Here is a 16833-nt window from a genome sequence, read left to right as displayed (position 1 = left end):
GAGAAAAATGAGACAAAACGAGACACTGGTCTCATTTTGTCTCTGAAGCGGTTGCGATCATATCTTTTTCACCGTTAGAATGAAAATGGAGGAGGTTTTATCATGAAAAAAGCGTTTGTCTTTTTAATCGAAGGTTTTGAAGAAATTGAAGCCATTGCAACGATCGATATTTTACGTAGGGCTGAAGTGGAAACCGTCACGGTCTCTCTTGATCAGACGCGCAGTGTAAAAGGCGGACATGACATTGTCGTTGAAGCCGACCGAATGTATGAGGATGCTGACTTTGATGTGGCGGACATGCTGATTCTGCCCGGCGGAAACGTAGGAAGCAAGAAAATGCTTGAACATCAAGGCTTGCATCAAACGTTAAAAGAAGCTGCAGCTGCAGGAAAATATGTCGCTGCAATCTGCGCTGCGACAATGACGCTCGGAAAAACAGGGCTTGTCAGCGGCAAAAAAGCGACCTGCTATCCGGGTGTTGAAAAAGAACTGGCCGGGGCAGAAGTCAACACAAATGAACCTGTCGTGACAGACGGAAATATCATCACCTCCAGGGGACCGGCGACAACGATTCCGTTTGCCCTCAAACTTGCCGAACTGTTAAGCGGAAAAGAAAAATCCGATGAGGTGGCAAAAGGAATGCTCGTCTTCTAAGCGGGTATTTTCCTTTTACATCCAAAAAACAATCCGGTATTGACATGATAAATCTTAAAAGCTATGATATTAAAAAAGTAATTCCGTAAAGTCAATCATCGTAATCTCATGCAAAAGAGCTTTAGCATTCGGCTATAATGGCATTATGGCCGCGTGAAAAAGTCATCTTTACCGTGTATGACATTAACATTTTGATAGGACGGTATATTTCATTTTCCCTATATTTGTGTATACGGAAAAGAAATATACCGTTTTTTTAGGAGGATATAACATTGGCAAAACAGAAATTGACGAAGGGGTCTTTGGAAGCTGAGATCAGCAAAGCCTTAACCCAATGGGAAAAAGACTACTTGGGACGGGGGTCCGTGTCTGTGAAATCAGATATTCTCAGAAATATGGTCATCGTTTCCTTAAACGGGATTTTGACGCCCGCCGAGTATGAACTTTGCAGTGCAAAAGAAGGCCTGTTGTCAATTAAAAGAACCCGCTCCGGCTTGGTGGAATCGGGTATGGAACACCTGAACCGCTTGATGAAGGAGCTGACCGGTGAAGATACGATCAGCTTTCATACGGATATCAGCACGCGCACAGGCGAACGGATCATGGTGTTTAAATTGGCAAACGACCTGCAAAAGAAATTATCATAGAAAAACGGAAGATCTTTAAAGCATGAACATGAGTTGAAGATAAGCCGGTATCATTCAGAAAGATTGGCTGAAATGGGTCAATCCTGAATATACCGGCTTTTTTACGTTTTTAGAAAGGAAGGCCAGACATGAAACAGTATGTTCTTTTCCAAAACGCCGACGGAGGGATGTCGGGTGTTTGATCTAGTAGATTCTTTATTTTGGCTGAAAATATTTTTCGCGTCGCTTGCGCTTTGTTTATTCAGCGCACTGCTTGTGCTGAATCCAAAGGTTCCATTGCCTTTTGTACGGATCCACGCCAAGATCATCGCCCTGCCTCCGCTCGCCGCACTGGCGGGCATGATGACTGCAAATGCCGGGCACACTGCAGCTCCTTGGCGCTTGGATTCGCTGGCCTGGCTGATCGCCTTGTTTGTCCTGACCATCGGCTTCATCGTTCAGCGCTACTCCGTCCGGTATTTGTTCGGGGACCGCTCCTACCGTAAATTCTTTTTGCTGCTGACTCTTACGACAGGAGGAGCTTCATCCGCCTGGATTAACGATGATCTTCGCTGGCTCCTCTTTTGCTGGGGAATCACTCTGCTCGGCTTGACTGCGCTAATCGGCTTAAACAGCACGTGGCAGGCGGCGAAAAATGCCGCTTTGTATGCAGGGCGGATCTTTGCGCTCAGCTGGCTGGCTATAGCGGCAGCTGCTCTTTGGCTCTCTCTCTCGACCGGGCACTGGCAGTTATCATCCGCCATAGCGGAAGAAAGCCTTGCACAGCTCAGCTCATGGGAGAAAATCGGAATCGGACTCCTTGTCATCTTAACGGTGATGATTCCTGCGGCTCAGTGGCCGTTTCATCGCTGGCTGCTCGATTCGGCGATTGCACCGACTCCCGTTTCCGCAGTCATGCACGCCGGACTCGTAAATGTCGGCGGGGTCATGCTGACCCGTTTCGCACCGATGTTCAGCGGTGATGCATTGCAGCTTATCCTGCTTGTTCCCGCCGTTCTTTCAGTCTTACTCGGAACGGGCATGATGCTCGTCCAAACGGACTACAAACGGCAGCTCGCAGCTTCAACGGTCGCGCAAATGGGTTTTATGCTCATTCAATGCGCATTAGGCGCCTATATCGCGGCTGTTATTCATCTCGTCTTGCACGGCCTGTTCAAAGCCGCTCTTTTTCTGCAAGCCGGATCAGCGGTGCGCCGTTATGAATCATTCGCATCTAAACCGGGCAGGCCGTCTCTTTTTTGGAACATCTTAGGCGGCGTCTTCGCTCTTATTCTCGTAACCGGAATCTGGGTCACAGCCGCGGATGATGGCTATCAAATGATCAGCGCCCTTGTATTAGGGTGGTCACTGTTTGTTGCTTGGCGACAGCTTGTCACAGCCGGGCACGGACTCATCACACGAATTGCCGGACTTTTCATTTTAATGGGGGCTTCTCTCGCGTTTGCCATCATTCATTTCGTTTTGCACGGGCTCTTGAAGGAAGCCGTTGTACAAGGGGCGCAGCCGCCGGCAATAGCGGTTGTTTTAACGGCCGCCGTTTTGTTGTTCGGCAGTGCGGCCGGCACCTTGATCGTTCGGCAACGCTTTGCATGGTCCGGTGCACTTTATCTGCGTCTTGTGAAAACGGGTGAGCCCCATTCCGATTCGGTCGAAGGGCGGCCGAATTATCTAGACCAATATCTTACTCAAGGAGGTCGTCAAGGATGAAAGTAGCATCCACATTGTCTAAACAATTGATCTTCAAATACGAACATCAGGCCGATGACCTTAATATGGACGAATTGGTGCAAGCAGCAGCACGGGTCATTGCGCCGCTTTGGCCTATTGAAACCTTTGCCGCGTGCCATCCTTGGATGGGTCTTGAAGAACAAACATTCGAACAGACAGCGCGGCGCCTTAAACAACAGCTTCTTGTTGACATCTACCCAAAGCCCTCCATTTTCCGCTCCGCAAAACAACGGGGAGAAATTGATGAGGCGATGCTTGAAAAAAAGCTGATGTATTGGCTTGATTCGCATCCGTCCGGTCTGCCCAGGGAGACAGCAGAAGCGTTTTGCAAAGCCGCGCTCAAACTGGACGAAATACCTGAAGAGCTTATGTCATCCCCCCATGTAAAGAAGCTTGCCAAACAAGCCTCCAGCGGGGTGAAAGCTGATCGGGAAACCAGTTTCATCAAACCGCTAAGTGTTTTTGCCGGACAAAAAACCGCTCACCTCCTTGACCATCATGTGATTAAATGGTGCAAGCTGTACCTTGATGAGTCACAATCGGCATGGCGGCTTCCACATCGTGAAAAAGGGTTTTACAGTGCATGGCGACGGCTTGTTGAACATGATCCAGCCCTGTCGCGTGCGGAACGCCAACGGTTGAATAGGTGGCCGGAAGAACCGAGGGACGCATTAAAAAGAGCGCTCGCAGCACTTGATATTTCTAATGGAGACATGCAGGACTATCTCGAAGCTCATTTGCTTTCTTTGCCGGGCTGGGCGGGGATGATGCTCTGGCGTTCCCGGCAATCGCGAGACGAAGAAGAGCTGTTGCTCGAGTATCTGGCTGTCCGGCTTTCAATGGAATGGATGCTTATTGAGCCTCATTTGCCGCTGTCTAAGCCAAAACTTGAAAAAGAGAGGCAGCTCGTTCCTTTGATTGCAGCCTGGCTGCATTGGGGCGATCTCACTCCTGACGAATGGCTCGAACTTTCTCCAGCGGAGCAAAAAGCGCGATTAACACTCGCCCGCCGCTTTGATGGCATGACGTGCAGGCGCCTCTGGCTGGAAGCCTGGGAGCAAACATATGCCGCCGAGATCAAGAAGGTCACGGCAAACCAACCGGCAGCTGTCGAAACAAGTGAACCGGTGCTGGCCCAGCTCGCATTTTGTATCGATGTCCGTTCAGAGCCGTTCCGCCGCGCATTAGAGAAATCAGGACCTTTTGAAACGTATGGGACGGCCGGCTTTTTCAACCTGGCAATCGAAACGTGCGAACTTGGCAGCAAACACAGCCACAGCTCTCTGCCGGTCATCCTTAAACCGCAACATCGCGTCAAAGAAACGGCTGAAGAATCCAGTTTTAAATCGTATCAAGAACATCAAAAAGCGGCTGCTTCGCTGAGCTCCGCCTTTAAAACGATGAAACAGAATCTATTGGCGGGTATGCTGCTTCCCGAAGTAAGCGGTCCTTGGCTGAGCCTGCAAATGGCCGCGCGCAGCCTGGCTCCCCGCAAGGCAGGAGAAGCTTTCCGGAAAGCGCGGAAAACGTGGCTGAAGAAGCCTCAGGCAAAGCTCTCGCTTGACCGCATGGAAACGTCTGAAACCGGCATTCCGGTCGGATTTACGGAAGAAGAAAAAGCCGCCTATGCCAGACAGGCATTACAGATGATGGGGATCACAGACCGGTTCGCTCCGCTGGTTGTCATTTGCGGGCACAGCAGCAGAAGCACGAATAACCCTTATGCCTCGGCACTGGACTGCGGCGCCTGCGGAGGCGCATCAGGCGCTTTCAACGCACGCGTCCTTGCCGCTTTATGCAACCTTCCAAGCGTCAGACAGAGGCTCCGCTCCGACGGCATCTTCATCCCGGATGATACGGCATTCGCTGCCGCAGAGCACATGACAACATTGGATGAATTGCATTGGCTCTATGTGCCTGAGCTGTCGGAAAAAGCTCAAAAGGCGTTTGACCGCATGAATTCAGCGCTTCCCGATGTCAGCCGCACTGTCGGAGCAGAACGCTTAGCCGAATTGCCTCAGTTCGGATATAAGAATCCGCGGAATGAGATTGAGCGCTTTGCCGAAGATTGGAGTGAAGTTCGCCCCGAATGGGGACTAGCCCGAAACGCTTCATTCATCATCGGCACGCGCCGGCTTACGCGGGGAGCTGATCTTGAGGGGAGGGCTTTTCTGCACAGCTATGACTGGCGGAATGACCAAGACGGCTCCATCCTTAGCGGCATCATTTCTGGCCCGGGGACGGTGGCCCAATGGATCAATCTACAGTATTACGCGTCAACCGTTGCACCGCATTATTATGGAAGCGGAAATAAAGCGACTCAAACCGTCACTTCTGGCCTTGGCGTTATGCAGGGAAATGCAAGTGATTTGCTGACAGGCCTTCCTTGGCAGTCTGTCATGCTGTCAGATCAAGAGATTTATCATGCGCCTCTCCGGCTGCTTGTTGTCATTGAGGCGCCCCGGGAACATATCGAACGGCTACTTGAACAGGATCACGGCTTCCGAAAAAAAATAGAAAATACCTGGATTCTCCTTGCTTCGATTGATCCGCACGGAAACTGGGAGAACTGGACAAAACAAAATGATGAATGAGGTGAATGTTATGGACGTAACTGAAAATAAAAATGTGTTGTTGATTACCGGGATGGAGGATAAGCTTGAACAATCAATCTGCCATGCGGCATCTATTCGGCCGGAAAACACGGTCATTTTAAAAAGCGTATTCCCTCACATTTCACAGCCCTACAGCGATTTAATGAGGGACATCATCACGCTTGTCTTCCAGAAGAAAATCGAGGAAATATTTATTGTCCGCTCCAAAAATGAAGAGCCGGCTGATATCGATCTTGACAATTTCATGTTGAGAAACCCGCATGTAAACGATAGATTACAGACCATCGATTACCTTTTTCAGAATGGCAATCCGGAGTTTCCATTCAGCAATCTGAATGAATGGCTGAATGGGGGAAAACCCGTTGCTGTAGGGATCAAACAAAGCGTCGACTTGATTCGGCGGCACCTGTTCATCCCCTCGCATGTCAAAGTCCGTGGCTTTTTAATAGATACGGAACATGAAGTATTAACAGAAATTAAAGCTGAATAGAAAAATGGAGCCGAGTCATCTTCGGCTCCATTTTTCATTAATGGCTGTAAGAGCAATTCCGCTCCTTGCTACACAAGCGCAGACCGCTGATAAAATCTCTGAATATGCATAGTAATATAGCATAGCTCTTTTTCCGGAAATGCAAAACCGTACTCATTCTTGACGAATTCCCCGATCTCCCGCGCACACAAAAAAGCTTGTCTAAACTTCTTTTTAATAAGGTTGATCATGTCAGAATCGAGTTCATAAAACGTCTCTCCCGCCTCTATATGCTGTATCGCAAAGCGAAGATGGGTGACGAGCCGCTCATATGAAATGGTTTCATCTTTAATGGTTATGTCCAATTTGTTTTCGATGACCCCGATAATATCCCGGATCATCGTTGTCAGATCAAGCGTTTTTGTCATATCCCCGGCGTTTGTTTTGGCTGTGTGAATATGCAGCGCGATATTTGCGACTTCATCTTCGGGAATTTCGATCTTAAGCTTCTCTTTGATAAGCGCTTTTGCCCAGCGGCCGATTTGGAATTCTTTCGTATAAAGGACTTTGACTTCATCTAGCAATGGATTTTTAATCACCATCCCTTTGCTTAACCGTTCAATCGCAAAGGACAAGTGATCTGAAAAGGCGACATGAATCCGTTCATTGATTTTAATCCCCAGCTCATGTTCCGCATGAGAAATAATCTCTTCTGCAACCTGAATATGGTCTTCCGGCAGTGTTTTTAAGATTTCTTCAAATTGGCGATACTCTGATGAGTCTTTCATGACAAATATTTTCTCAATTTTAGATCTGTCAACAATATCATTCTTCTTTTTCTGAAATGCGATTCCGGACCCTAAAACAATTTTTTCTTCGTCATGATCTTTTACCACTAGTGCATTATTATTTAAGATTTTCTTTATTTTCATAGCTTCCTTCCTTTCATCCTGTTTTGATGAATGAAAACGGAATTATTCTTTTTCATCTTTAAACCCAAGACACAAAGTCGCAATGAAAGCAGAAATCGCCGCAATCGCAAAACCGATCAGATAATGAATGAGATTGGCGGTCCCAAGCGGGAGAATAATTGAAATCATCGGTATGCCGGATAGTCCGTATGAATTTGCTGCCACATGCATAAAGACAACATATGCGCCGCCGAGTGCGCCGCCGATCGATGCGCCGATAAACGGCCTGAGCAGTTTCAGGTTGACGCCGAACATGATGGGTTCGACAATTCCTAAAAAAGCGGTAAATGAAGCAGGAATGGAAATCTTTTTTAGATTTGCATTTTTTGTTTTTAAACATACAGCCAGGCCTGCTCCCCCTTGGGCGACATTGGCCATTGACCAAATCGGGAGCAAAAAGTTGACGCCGTATTGAGGATCTGCGAGCAGTGATGCTTCAATAACGTAAAAGCTGTGATGCAGACCGCTGAAAACGAGCAATGAATAAAGCCCTCCGAATAAAAATCCGGCTGCCGGCCCCGCATATTGATAAACAAATCCCAGGCAGCCGCTCACCAAATGGCCGATGAGGAGGGAGAGCGGCCCCATGATAAACAGTGCGGCAAATCCGGCTGTCATCACAGTTATAAAGGGAATGACGAGCAAATCTAAAGAGCGGGGGACTATTCTTTTCAATATCCTCTCAAGTTTACTCATGATATAGACAGACAAAAGAATCGGGATGACTGTCCCCTGATATCCGATTAAAGGCACTTGAAACCCTAAGATGTCTACTGATGAAGGCTTTTGGCTGCCAAGCATTGAAGGATCTAGCAAATCCGGGTGAGTCAAGATTCCGCCGATGACGGCCCCTAAAAATGGATTGGCTCCAAACTGTTTGGCCGCGCTGAACCCAAGCAGCACAGGCAAAATGATAAACGCGGCACTTGAAAAAATATCGAGCAATTTCATGACCGGGCCGTCATAGGCGCCTAAGCTGAATTCCTTCAGCACCCCGATAAGGCCCATGAGCAATCCGCTTGCAACAATTACCGGAATGATAGGGACAAAAATATCAGACAATGTTTTTGCAAATTTCGTCAATAGATTTATGTTAGATTGGGATTCCGGCTGAATCTCTTGGCCTATATGACCCGGAACACTATAGTGGGCCATTTCTTTATAAATTTTATTCACGACACCTGCACCAAAAATAATTTGGAATAAACCATATCTAAAAAAAGTCCCCTGTACAGACTCCATCTTTTCGACAGCAGCTATATCTATTTTTGTTTCATCCCTGACATTGAATCGCAGCCTTGTCGTACAATGGCTGATGCTGATGACATTTTCGGCGCCTCCAATGAGAGGCAGCAGTTCTCTTGCAATCTCTTTATGCTGCACTGCGGTATATACCTCCTCCAATTTTTCTATCCTATCAAATCAGCAGAGGACGATCAAAATGAAAAAAGTGTCAAAGCGTGAGAAGCTCAAGGACAAAGCGTCCCATTCTTCTTTTCACCTGAAAAGAAAAAAGACCTAAAACACACTAAAGAAATCAGCCGATAGGCACAAAAAAGCACACTAAGGGCATACGTTCCTTTAGCACATTTTAGGTCTTGCCTGCATAACCAGTAACAATCCCGGCAATATTTGTTCTTATTATGATTCTAGTCTGTTCAGCCATTGACATCAATAGTGCAATGAACCTATATATCCACAAACAATTTTTGCATCAAAAAGAGAAGGCGTTTCACACCTTCTCCAGATCATGATTTGGCCAATAGCTGTACATCTTCAAGCGCAATCTCGCTGCCCTTTTCAATACGCACACTGTACTTCACATAGCCGGGCCGGTCTTCCCCGTCCAAGCCCATGCCGTTAATCTCGATGTTTTCATAATGATAGTCTTTTAATGCTTTTTTGACCGCTTTTGCCTGCTTATAGACCTGCTTCTGACTATCGCGGCCGGTATTTAAAGTGACAGTGACATCGATCATTTCTGTTTGTTTCAGCTTTTTCCATTCTGCGCTTTCTTTAAAAGAGCGGCTTCCTGAAAGCGACACTTCAACATCCATCACGTTTTTCAGCGATTTTTCAAGTTGGGACTTCATCTCTTCCGAAGCTTCTTTGCTTATTCTCGCTCTCGTTTTTTCCTCCCTGGCTTCATTGAAGCCGTCATTTGTGACAGCCGGGCGGAAGCCTCCTTTCACACTGAATATGTACTCATCTTCCCTCTGATCGGTAACATGGATAACGTATTCAGCGTATTTGAAATTATAGAAGCTTTCTTTAATGTTCAAGTTTTCACCATGGTGTGTTTCCTGCAAATACGCCGCCAGTTTTTTTTCGGCCAGCGAGCGGCTGATCGGATTCCCGTTGAAGGCGTTATAAATGTAAAAGCCTATCACGAGAATCAAAAACAAAAGACTTGCATATATTGCTTTCTTTTTCACTTCAATCAGCTCTTTCCAGATTCTGCGTCTTTATATTATGGCGCAGTTTCCAACCGTTAAGCAAGCTCTTTTTGCTTCGTTTCCGCCCCCAAAAAGAAAATAGCGGCAACTGCTACTAAAACCGCAATGCAGAAGATGAGGAAAATCATTGAAAGCGCTGTGCCCTGGCCGACGAGATAGCCGACAAGAAGCGGGCCTAAAATACCGCCGATTCTGCCAAATGCCGCTGCCATTCCTGAACCTGTTCCCCTGATCGCCGTCGGGTACTGTTCCGGCGTATAGGCGTAAAGCGCTCCCCAGGCTCCGAGATTGAAAAACGATAAAAACATGCCTGCCGTCAGCAGAAGCGCCAGCGACTCAGCCGTTCCGAAAAAGTAGGCGCTGGCAGCGGTGCCTAATAAGTAGAGAATCAGCACCATTTTCCGTCCGGCTTTCTCAATCAGCCAAGCGGCTGAGAAATAGCCTGGCAGCTGAGCCAATGTCATGACCAATACATATTCAAAGCTTTTAATCATGCTGAATCCTTTCATAACCATTACACTTGGGAGCCAAAGAAACATGCCGTAGTAAGAAAAGACCACGCAAAACCAGACGACCCACAGCATGACTGTGGAACGGACATAGCGGCGGGACCAGACGCTTTTCACATTTTCCAGAACCGTCGGCTTTCTATGTTGATCAAGCTTTTCGTATTTTGGCGAATCCGGCAGCGCAATGCGTAAATACAGCGCGTAAAAAGCCGGAAGCGCGGTAGTCAGCAAAGCAATCTGCCAGCCGTAGGTTGGAATAATAAAATATGAAATAAGTGCTGCGGCCAGCCAGCCGAATGCCCAAAAGCTTTCAAGCAATACGACGATTCTCCCCCGACGCTCCGGCGCTACGGTTTCAGAAACAAGCGTGGAAGCGACGGGAAGCTCTCCTCCCAATCCCATTCCGACAAAAAAGCGCAAAATCAAAAATGCGGTTAATGTCGTTGTCATAGCGGACAATCCGCTGCCGACCGAGAAAAATAGAAGGGTTATCATAAACACATATTTTCTTCCGACGCGATCAGCCAAAAGGCCAAATACAAAAGCCCCGACAGCCATGCCGATTGAATTGACACTGCCAATCCAGCTCATTTGCTCTGGCGTCAAATTCCATTCCGCGTGTAAAGCGGCGATAATAAACGATAATATTCCAACGTCCATTGCATCAAATAACCATCCCAGACCGGCAATGCCAAGCAGCTTCCGTTCTGAAACAGGACGTTTTTTCTTCATACTCACAACACCTCTTTGCTCATATAGCTGATTTACATGAGTATTAGTTTACACCTGTCTTTACACTTTTGTCACGAAGAAAATGAGGCTTCAGTATAAAAAGGCCTGGTTTTAATAATGAATACGATGTCTATAAATCCTCTCTTGATGCCCCCATCTTGGCATAAACCCGTTCTTTTTCTCTTTTTCATACCGTTGTTCAATATGTGATTTGATTTCGTTCCCTTTTTTTCGCTCTATAATTCCGTACTCCACATATTTATTGATCAGCTGTTTTTTCTTTTCCATAATGTCTTTTTGCATCGATGCCAGCTCATTCTTTTGTTTCTCTGAAAGATCTTGATACACATGTGTTTCTTCTCCATTAGCAGCAGACATTCCGGCTGTGAAAGACAGCGGGATGACGAGGAGCAGACAAATCCATAATTTTCGCATCAAACAACATCCTTTCTTTTCATATGTTCATTCCTACTTTTCTCTTTTTTGTATCATTTATGCATAAAAATAAAGAAGCCGCTATTTACATAGCGGCTTCCTTTTATGATTGCAGTGATTTGCTTCGGACGATATATTGATCAATCAGGTCCAGTGCTTCTTTCATGTCCATGCTGTTTCTGAAGCTTTCAGCAATTTTTTGAATGCCTTCTCGATATGTCCTGTCATTCAGTACTTGGTCGACAGCATGTCTTAAAATCTGCTCGTTCACTTCGTCTGTTGCAATCGGGTAGCCCGCATTCAATTCGGCAAGTCTTTGGGCCACCATCGGCTGATCCTTATCGTGAGGAAGCACGACCATTGGAACTTGATAATGAATGCCTTCATTTACACTGTTCATACCACCGTGTGTGATGAATACATCCGCTTCCTGCAAAACGTCCAATTGTGGAACATACGGCGCAATGATAAAGTGCCCGGGAGCTTCCTTCATATCTGTATAATCAGATCTTTCTCCCGCAGCGATGACGACCTTTCCTTCGAAATCTGAAAAAGCGTCGATGCACATGTTGAAAAAGTCCGCTTTTTTATCAAGCACCGTTCCCATTGAAATATAGATGACTTTTTGCCCTTTTAATGTTTCCAGCGGAAAATCGGTTTTCCCCAACCGTTTTGGAAAACGCGGACCGATAAACAAACATTCTTCGCCAAACCGGTCGCTGTCAGGCTGAAAATACCGGCTTGTATATACAACGGTCAGTTCCGCTTGATTGCTCATAAATTGCCCCGTATGCCGAGGTGAGACGCCATACTTTAATTTCAGCTCTTGTAACAAGTCTTCACATTCTTTGTCCAATTCCAGCTGCACGCCTGAATCCGGATGCAAAGGCAGGATCTTCAGATGCTCTTCCCCGAAGAGAAAAGAAGCCGATGAAGCGATCCCCGGGATGTTCAAATAGTCTCTGACCAATTCACCCGCACCAAATGTATCATAATAAACGGCATCAAACTGAATATGTGTTGATAATTCCTTTACGACTTCAAGAATGTACAGCGAGGTTTTAAGATGTATCTTCAAAAACTCAAGAATGCCGGACGGAGAATTTGGGTCAATATGCGCGTTCCTCACCAGATCCTCACACAAGTGGACTGTCGCCCCGACACCTTCCAATCTGTCTTTATATTTTTCCGTTGAAATATAGTGAACATTGTCTCCTCTGTCAGCAAAGGCTTTTGTAATCCCTAATGTAGGATTGACATGGCCTTCCGCCGGAAAATTGACGATTAAAATATTTGTCATGAACAAAACTCCCTTTATCCTTTTTAAGACGGGTTGACATCCAAACAGCGCCTCATTACACTGATGTTAGTTACCACTAACTATCATCATCATAAAAGTGGAGGGGACACCTTTGCAAGAGACTAACGACCGAGTCATTACCGCTGCTTTAGACTTAATGCAGCAATATGGATTCAAATCCGTTACAATCAAAGACATCGCGCTTGCCGCGGGCGTCAGCGAAATGACTGTCTACCGGCACTTCAAAACAAAGCTGGGACTTTTGGAAGCCGCCGTTCAAAAATTTTCTTATATTCCCGCCTTTCAACACGTATTTGAAAAGGAAATCACATGGAACCTGGAAAAAGACTTAACACTGATTGCCGAATCATATTTGCTCAACATGGAAAAAAACAAGCCGCTATATCTCATTGCCGTCCAAGACGGCGGGAGAGTGACTGAACTTTTCGGCTCCATTTTGAAACACATGGAAGAACTCCTTCGTTATTTAACAGATTATTTCCAAACGATGCAGCATAAAAACTTGATGGCGAAAGGAGACGCTGATTCACAAGCTTACGTTTTCTTGACGGCTTTATACGGATTTTTCTCTTCATCGGCGCTTGCTGGAGGCCGGTTTCAAAAAGTCGCAAAAGATGCTTTTATCAAACAGATGATCGCGGGTTTTTGCAATGGCTTAAAAAAATGAATAACGGAAAATCCCTATCTCCGGGCGTCGGAAATAGGGACATGTTCTGTTTGACATCAATCATTGATTTTCTTCTTCAACATCTCTCAGCTTGATATCCGTGTTTTTTTCAAAGGATGTACTATATTTTACATAGCCGATGTCCTCGTCTTTAACGTCTTCTCCATCAAACATATTGGCATTGATACTGACATATTCATAGTCATATCCTTCTTTGTTCAACAGACGCTGAATTTTTTTTGACATATTGTATACGGATTCCCGGTCGGCATTTGCGGCATCAAGTAAAATATGAATCTGCATCGGCCCGTCCAGATGGATGCTTTTCTCCCATTCCGCATCATCTTTGACCTTTTCTTTTAGCACTTCCAAATAAACATCGACATCTTCCACATTGTTTATGCTTTTTGATATAAGGGTTTTGATTTCTTTTGATGCTTCACTTCCCAACCGCTCCATCAGCGGTTCATTGAGATTCTCATCATAAATCCCGTCAGCGTATACTTCAGGTTTGATAAATCCTCTTAAAGAAAATACATACGGCTTAGATCGCTTTTGATCACTGATGTCTGTGACTTCAAATGTATATTCGGCAAACTTAAAATTGTAGCTGCCCTCATCGATCCTCAAGTTTTTTTCAGGATAGCGGTCGGTCAAATAATGCTCAAGCGTTTTTTTTGAAAGCTGCTTGCTTACTGGATTTCCGTTAAAAGCGTTGTATGCTGCAAGCACGAATGAAACGAGCAACAGAATCAGCACACTGTATAAAAGTTTCTTTTTCATTATGATCAACTTCCTTCTTTCAGCTTTACGCACAGCCAGCCGATCAAGCTTCCGGCAATGGCGAATAAACAGTGAACCAGAGCGAGCATGAATGCTCCTAAAACGGAATTCAGCAGCTGTTCTGCAAATCCGGTTCCGTCTGCGGCATCCCAGCCGCCCAGAATATCGCTTATTCCCCAAACAAATATCGGAACAAAGGAGAGAAGCAGAACGATTTTCATATCGCGATAGAACAGATACGTCACAAAGCCGAGCACGGCATACCATAAAATAAAGCCGAAGCTTTCATTTAAAAGCGACGTTTTCATCGCAAGAAAAAACGATACGACTGTAAAAATGATTTGATAAAGGGAAAGCTTTCGATTGATTCGTTTAAACATTTGCCCCTCATGAACAGACGATTCAATGTCTTCTGTTGGGAGCGCGGCACCTGACATTTTCAAAAGCTTTTGAAGCTCCTCATCGTTTTCGGCCTGTTCCTCGATCCATTCAGCCGTCTCTTTGCTTAACAGCCCCTCGTGATATAAAGGAAGCAAATCTTCGAATATACTGCGCGCCTTATCCTTCATCATACCCCTCCATTTCTTGCTGAAGCTTGAGCTTCGCCCTGTGAAATGCAACTCTGGCATAGTTTTCGGTTTTGCCTGTGAGCATGCCGATTTCTTTAAATGACAGTTCTCCGTAGATGCGGAGGGTGACGATCTCCTTTGAGGTTTCATCAAGCCGATTGATTTCGGCGAGAAGCTGCTGCTCTTTCTCGGATTTTAGCAGGTGTTCCTCCGGGGATAAACCTGCCGTTCCCTGATGCTGAATGAACGTGTTTAACCCCGATCTGTACGCCCCTGAACGAAAGTGCTTTTTCAGCACGTTTTTAGCAATCGAAAATACCCATGTTTTGATCGTCGATTTTCCCGAAAATGTATTGAAGCTTTTCACAGCCTGATAAAATACTTCCTGTGTTAAGTCCTCTGCCGTTTCTTTATGAAATGTTTTCACGTAAAAAAAGGCATAAACGGCAGGCTGAATGTCCTTGTAGACTTCCTCAAGTTTCATAGAGCCCCTCCCGGATGGGCATACTGATATTTTTTCCATCATTTATTAGTGCCGCCGATCATTTTTTTGTTACACAAATGTATACAAAAAAGAGACAACATGAAAAATTCATGCTGTCTCCCAGTTTCCAGGCGATCTACATCGTTTGTCCGGCGCTGCCCAACACCCATTGAAGCGGGTTCTCTATGCTGACGATTGCTCATCAGGGAGCGCAAATCCTTCTGCAAAGCAGGCAAAAAGACGTCATTATCTAAGATATCGGTTCAGATGGTCGATCATCATCTGCCATCCTTCTACGGCATCCGCCTTGTCGCTCAAGGTGAAACCGTGGCGTGAGCCCTTGAAGCATTTATAGGTGACATCAACACCTGCATCAATCAATTGATCCTTGAAATCCTCCGCTTCTTTACAGAGGGAATCCTGACCTGCTGTTAAAATGAGCGTGGGAGGAAATGCTTTCACCTGATCGGTTGAAGCATAAACAGGAGAGATGAATGGATTTTTCCGTTCCTCTTTGTTGTTGCAATAACATGCGTCAAATATTCTGCACATCTTCGGATTCAAGGAACCCTTCGGCCGCGGCTTCAGATATGCGTCAGTATACAGATCAAGGGGCGGATAATCGAGGATGAGGCATTTGATTCCCAGCTCTTTCGCTTCGGCATCCCTCAAGCAAATCGCAGCGCTCAAATTTCCTCCCGCACTATGGCCGCCGACAGCGATATTCTCAGAATCTATACCAAGCTCCTCTGCATGTTCTTTCGCATACTTTACAACGGCATAGCATTCGTTCAAGGCTTTTGGAAATACTTCTTCAGGAGAAAGGCTGTAGTCAATGCTCAAGATCTTCACATTGGCGTTATCGGCCACATTCATCATATACGGATCATCCATGTCCGCACTTCCGAGAATGAAACCGCCGCCGTGAATATTCATAAACAGCGGAAGCTTTTCGAGTTTTTCCAGATTGTAAGAAAGCACACGGATTTTTCCTTCCGCCGTTTCCAGAAAAAGCTCCTTGCCGGCCCTGTCGTTCCGATGACGCCCTGCTCTGGTTGAACGGGCGGCCAGCCATTTAAAAAGCTTCACTTTCTTTTGCAGCTGTTTTCTCGAATAAACCTTCTCCTTTGGCACACTTCTCATCAGTGCATCTCCTCCGTCTCCGCTTTAATCGTCTAATCGACGTTTTCCATGTGCATGGTGAAATCCATAAAATCTATGTTATATCATTCGGTATAATCCATAAAAATACTCCGCTGCCGCTCTATGGCTCGCAAACCAAAACAGGCGTTTCATTTTGCCTTAATCTCCCGGCCGTCATCGACAGCCTTTTTCAGCGCCTGAAGCATGTATCCGATTCCCCGGTATCCGACCAGTGGATAGGTGATCTGCCGGCTATCGCCAAACACGCTTTTCAGGACAGGCCGGTATTTTTTTCCGCCGAGCATGACAATTTCGTCATATGCCAGCAGTTTTTTCTGTTCAGCCTGCGCTTTCAGCTCGTCATTCGGCATGATCTCCGAGTGGCGCATCCCAAATGTTACATCATAGTTTTCCGGAACGATATCTTCAGGCCGCAAAAAACCGTGTTTGGCGGAGAGAATCACCCAGTCCGCAAAAAATGTTTGCGCATATGCGCGACACGCCCGGTGAAACGGGCTCAGATAGACATCCTTTGCGGCGGACGGGCCGATGTCCGGATCGACATCCCAGATTTTCTTCGCGCCGCAGGGGATGATGCAAAGTCTTTTCATCGTATGTTCCTCCTTCCCGTTCCACTAAAAAACGCCTTC

General features: G+C 46.1%; 17 protein-coding genes. 6 read left to right on the top strand and 11 right to left on the bottom strand.

Features of this window, described 5'->3' with window-relative positions:
- Nucleotides 1-102: 102 nt before the first annotated feature.
- The 5 genes from RBH91_RS04775 (at nucleotide 103) to RBH91_RS04755 (ending at nucleotide 6134) form a co-directional block, all read left to right on the top strand.
- Nucleotides 103-654, top strand: coding sequence for a DJ-1 family glyoxalase III (locus tag RBH91_RS04775; RefSeq protein ID WP_307893665.1), 552 nt, complete (start codon nucleotides 103-105; stop codon nucleotides 652-654).
- A gap of 272 nt (nucleotides 655-926) precedes the next feature.
- The gene (locus RBH91_RS04770; RefSeq protein WP_076762416.1) at nucleotides 927-1301 is read left to right on the top strand and encodes a Na-translocating system protein MpsC family protein; all 375 of its coding nucleotides are present in this window, start codon (nucleotides 927-929) and stop codon (nucleotides 1299-1301) included.
- Between the two features lie 174 nt (nucleotides 1302-1475).
- Complete coding sequence (locus RBH91_RS04765; protein ID WP_307893664.1) at nucleotides 1476-3008, top strand: NADH dehydrogenase subunit 5; 1533 nt, start codon at nucleotides 1476-1478, stop codon at nucleotides 3006-3008.
- Nucleotides 3005-5623: a DUF2309 domain-containing protein gene (locus RBH91_RS04760; protein WP_307893663.1), complete on the top strand. Its 2619-nt coding sequence runs from the start codon at nucleotides 3005-3007 to the stop codon at nucleotides 5621-5623. Before RBH91_RS04765 ends, RBH91_RS04760 begins: the two co-directional genes overlap by 4 nt.
- Nucleotides 5624-5633: 10 nt before the next feature.
- On the top strand, nucleotides 5634-6134 hold the full coding sequence (locus tag RBH91_RS04755) for a carbonic anhydrase (RefSeq protein WP_307893662.1): 501 nt from the start codon (nucleotides 5634-5636) through the stop codon (nucleotides 6132-6134).
- 68 nt (nucleotides 6135-6202) lie between these two features.
- Here the strand turns inward: RBH91_RS04755 and RBH91_RS04750 are convergent, their stop codons facing one another.
- The 6 genes from RBH91_RS04750 to RBH91_RS04725 all read right to left on the bottom strand — a co-directional run bounded on the left by RBH91_RS04750 (nucleotide 6203) and on the right by RBH91_RS04725 (nucleotide 12516).
- Nucleotides 6203-7045 (bottom strand): PRD domain-containing protein, encoded by an 843-nt coding sequence (locus tag RBH91_RS04750; protein WP_076762413.1) that lies wholly within the window; start codon nucleotides 7043-7045, stop codon nucleotides 6203-6205.
- 42 nt (nucleotides 7046-7087) lie between these two features.
- Nucleotides 7088-8467, bottom strand: a complete 1380-nt coding sequence (locus tag RBH91_RS04745) for a sucrose-specific PTS transporter subunit IIBC (protein ID WP_307893661.1) — start codon at nucleotides 8465-8467, stop codon at nucleotides 7088-7090.
- A gap of 365 nt (nucleotides 8468-8832) precedes the next feature.
- Entirely contained in the window at nucleotides 8833-9519 is a 687-nt protein-coding gene (locus RBH91_RS04740; RefSeq protein WP_307893660.1) for a YfjL-like protein, read from the bottom strand.
- A gap of 56 nt (nucleotides 9520-9575) precedes the next feature.
- The gene (locus RBH91_RS04735) at nucleotides 9576-10781 is read right to left on the bottom strand and encodes an MFS transporter (RefSeq protein WP_307893659.1); all 1206 of its coding nucleotides are present in this window, start codon (nucleotides 10779-10781) and stop codon (nucleotides 9576-9578) included.
- A 111-nt stretch (nucleotides 10782-10892) separates the two neighbouring features.
- A complete protein-coding gene (locus RBH91_RS04730) occupies nucleotides 10893-11216 on the bottom strand; it encodes a YckD family protein (protein ID WP_307893658.1) in 324 nt (107 codons plus the stop codon).
- Nucleotides 11217-11319: 103 nt separating this feature from the next.
- Nucleotides 11320-12516, bottom strand: coding sequence for a macrolide family glycosyltransferase (locus RBH91_RS04725; protein ID WP_307893657.1), 1197 nt, complete (start codon nucleotides 12514-12516; stop codon nucleotides 11320-11322).
- Nucleotides 12517-12628: 112 nt separating this feature from the next.
- Here RBH91_RS04725 and RBH91_RS04720 point away from each other — a divergent pair, with 112 nt between their 5' ends.
- Nucleotides 12629-13204: a TetR/AcrR family transcriptional regulator gene (locus RBH91_RS04720; protein WP_307893656.1), complete on the top strand. Its 576-nt coding sequence runs from the start codon at nucleotides 12629-12631 to the stop codon at nucleotides 13202-13204.
- A 60-nt stretch (nucleotides 13205-13264) separates the two neighbouring features.
- On the opposite strand, the gene RBH91_RS04715 is transcribed toward RBH91_RS04720, so the two are convergent.
- The 5 genes from RBH91_RS04715 to RBH91_RS04695 all read right to left on the bottom strand — a co-directional run bounded on the left by RBH91_RS04715 (nucleotide 13265) and on the right by RBH91_RS04695 (nucleotide 16794).
- On the bottom strand, nucleotides 13265-13987 hold the full coding sequence (locus RBH91_RS04715; RefSeq protein ID WP_307893655.1) for a YfjL-like protein: 723 nt from the start codon (nucleotides 13985-13987) through the stop codon (nucleotides 13265-13267).
- Between the two features lie 5 nt (nucleotides 13988-13992).
- The gene (locus RBH91_RS04710; RefSeq protein WP_307893654.1) at nucleotides 13993-14556 is read right to left on the bottom strand and encodes a hypothetical protein; all 564 of its coding nucleotides are present in this window, start codon (nucleotides 14554-14556) and stop codon (nucleotides 13993-13995) included.
- A complete protein-coding gene (locus RBH91_RS04705) occupies nucleotides 14546-15040 on the bottom strand; it encodes an RNA polymerase sigma factor (RefSeq protein WP_307893653.1) in 495 nt (164 codons plus the stop codon). The genes RBH91_RS04710 and RBH91_RS04705 overlap by 11 nt, the downstream gene beginning before the upstream one ends.
- Nucleotides 15041-15286: 246 nt before the next feature.
- Nucleotides 15287-16183: an alpha/beta hydrolase gene (locus RBH91_RS04700; protein ID WP_307893652.1), complete on the bottom strand. Its 897-nt coding sequence runs from the start codon at nucleotides 16181-16183 to the stop codon at nucleotides 15287-15289.
- Between the two features lie 149 nt (nucleotides 16184-16332).
- Nucleotides 16333-16794 (bottom strand): DUF6884 domain-containing protein, encoded by a 462-nt coding sequence (locus tag RBH91_RS04695; protein ID WP_307893651.1) that lies wholly within the window; start codon nucleotides 16792-16794, stop codon nucleotides 16333-16335.
- Between the last annotated feature and the right edge of the window lie 39 nt (nucleotides 16795-16833).

This window comes from Bacillus swezeyi, assembly GCF_030908325.1.
Lineage (GTDB): Bacteria > Bacillota > Bacilli > Bacillales > Bacillaceae > Bacillus > Bacillus swezeyi.
The sequence above is the reverse complement of the archived record's forward strand: the minus strand, read 5'-3'. Positions and strand labels throughout refer to the sequence as shown.

Excerpts from the sequence above, each read along its gene's own strand:
- RBH91_RS04775 (WP_307893665.1), top strand. The coding sequence starts at position 103 with ATGAAAAAAGCGTTTGTCTTTTTAATCGAAGGTTTTGAAGAAATTGAA.
- RBH91_RS04760 (WP_307893663.1), top strand. The coding sequence starts at position 3,005 with ATGAAAGTAGCATCCACATTGTCTAAACAATTGATCTTCAAATACGAA.
- RBH91_RS04755 (WP_307893662.1), top strand. The coding sequence starts at position 5,634 with ATGGACGTAACTGAAAATAAAAATGTGTTGTTGATTACCGGGATGGAG.
- RBH91_RS04750 (WP_076762413.1), bottom strand. The coding sequence starts at position 7,045 with ATGAAAATAAAGAAAATCTTAAATAATAATGCACTAGTGGTAAAAGAT.
- RBH91_RS04735 (WP_307893659.1), bottom strand. The coding sequence starts at position 10,781 with ATGAAGAAAAAACGTCCTGTTTCAGAACGGAAGCTGCTTGGCATTGCC.
- RBH91_RS04730 (WP_307893658.1), bottom strand. The coding sequence starts at position 11,216 with ATGCGAAAATTATGGATTTGTCTGCTCCTCGTCATCCCGCTGTCTTTC.
- RBH91_RS04725 (WP_307893657.1), bottom strand. The coding sequence starts at position 12,516 with ATGACAAATATTTTAATCGTCAATTTTCCGGCGGAAGGCCATGTCAAT.
- RBH91_RS04715 (WP_307893655.1), bottom strand. The coding sequence starts at position 13,987 with ATGAAAAAGAAACTTTTATACAGTGTGCTGATTCTGTTGCTCGTTTCA.
- RBH91_RS04710 (WP_307893654.1), bottom strand. The coding sequence starts at position 14,556 with ATGAAGGATAAGGCGCGCAGTATATTCGAAGATTTGCTTCCTTTATAT.
- RBH91_RS04705 (WP_307893653.1), bottom strand. The coding sequence starts at position 15,040 with ATGAAACTTGAGGAAGTCTACAAGGACATTCAGCCTGCCGTTTATGCC.
- RBH91_RS04700 (WP_307893652.1), bottom strand. The coding sequence starts at position 16,183 with ATGAGAAGTGTGCCAAAGGAGAAGGTTTATTCGAGAAAACAGCTGCAA.
- RBH91_RS04695 (WP_307893651.1), bottom strand. The coding sequence starts at position 16,794 with ATGAAAAGACTTTGCATCATCCCCTGCGGCGCGAAGAAAATCTGGGAT.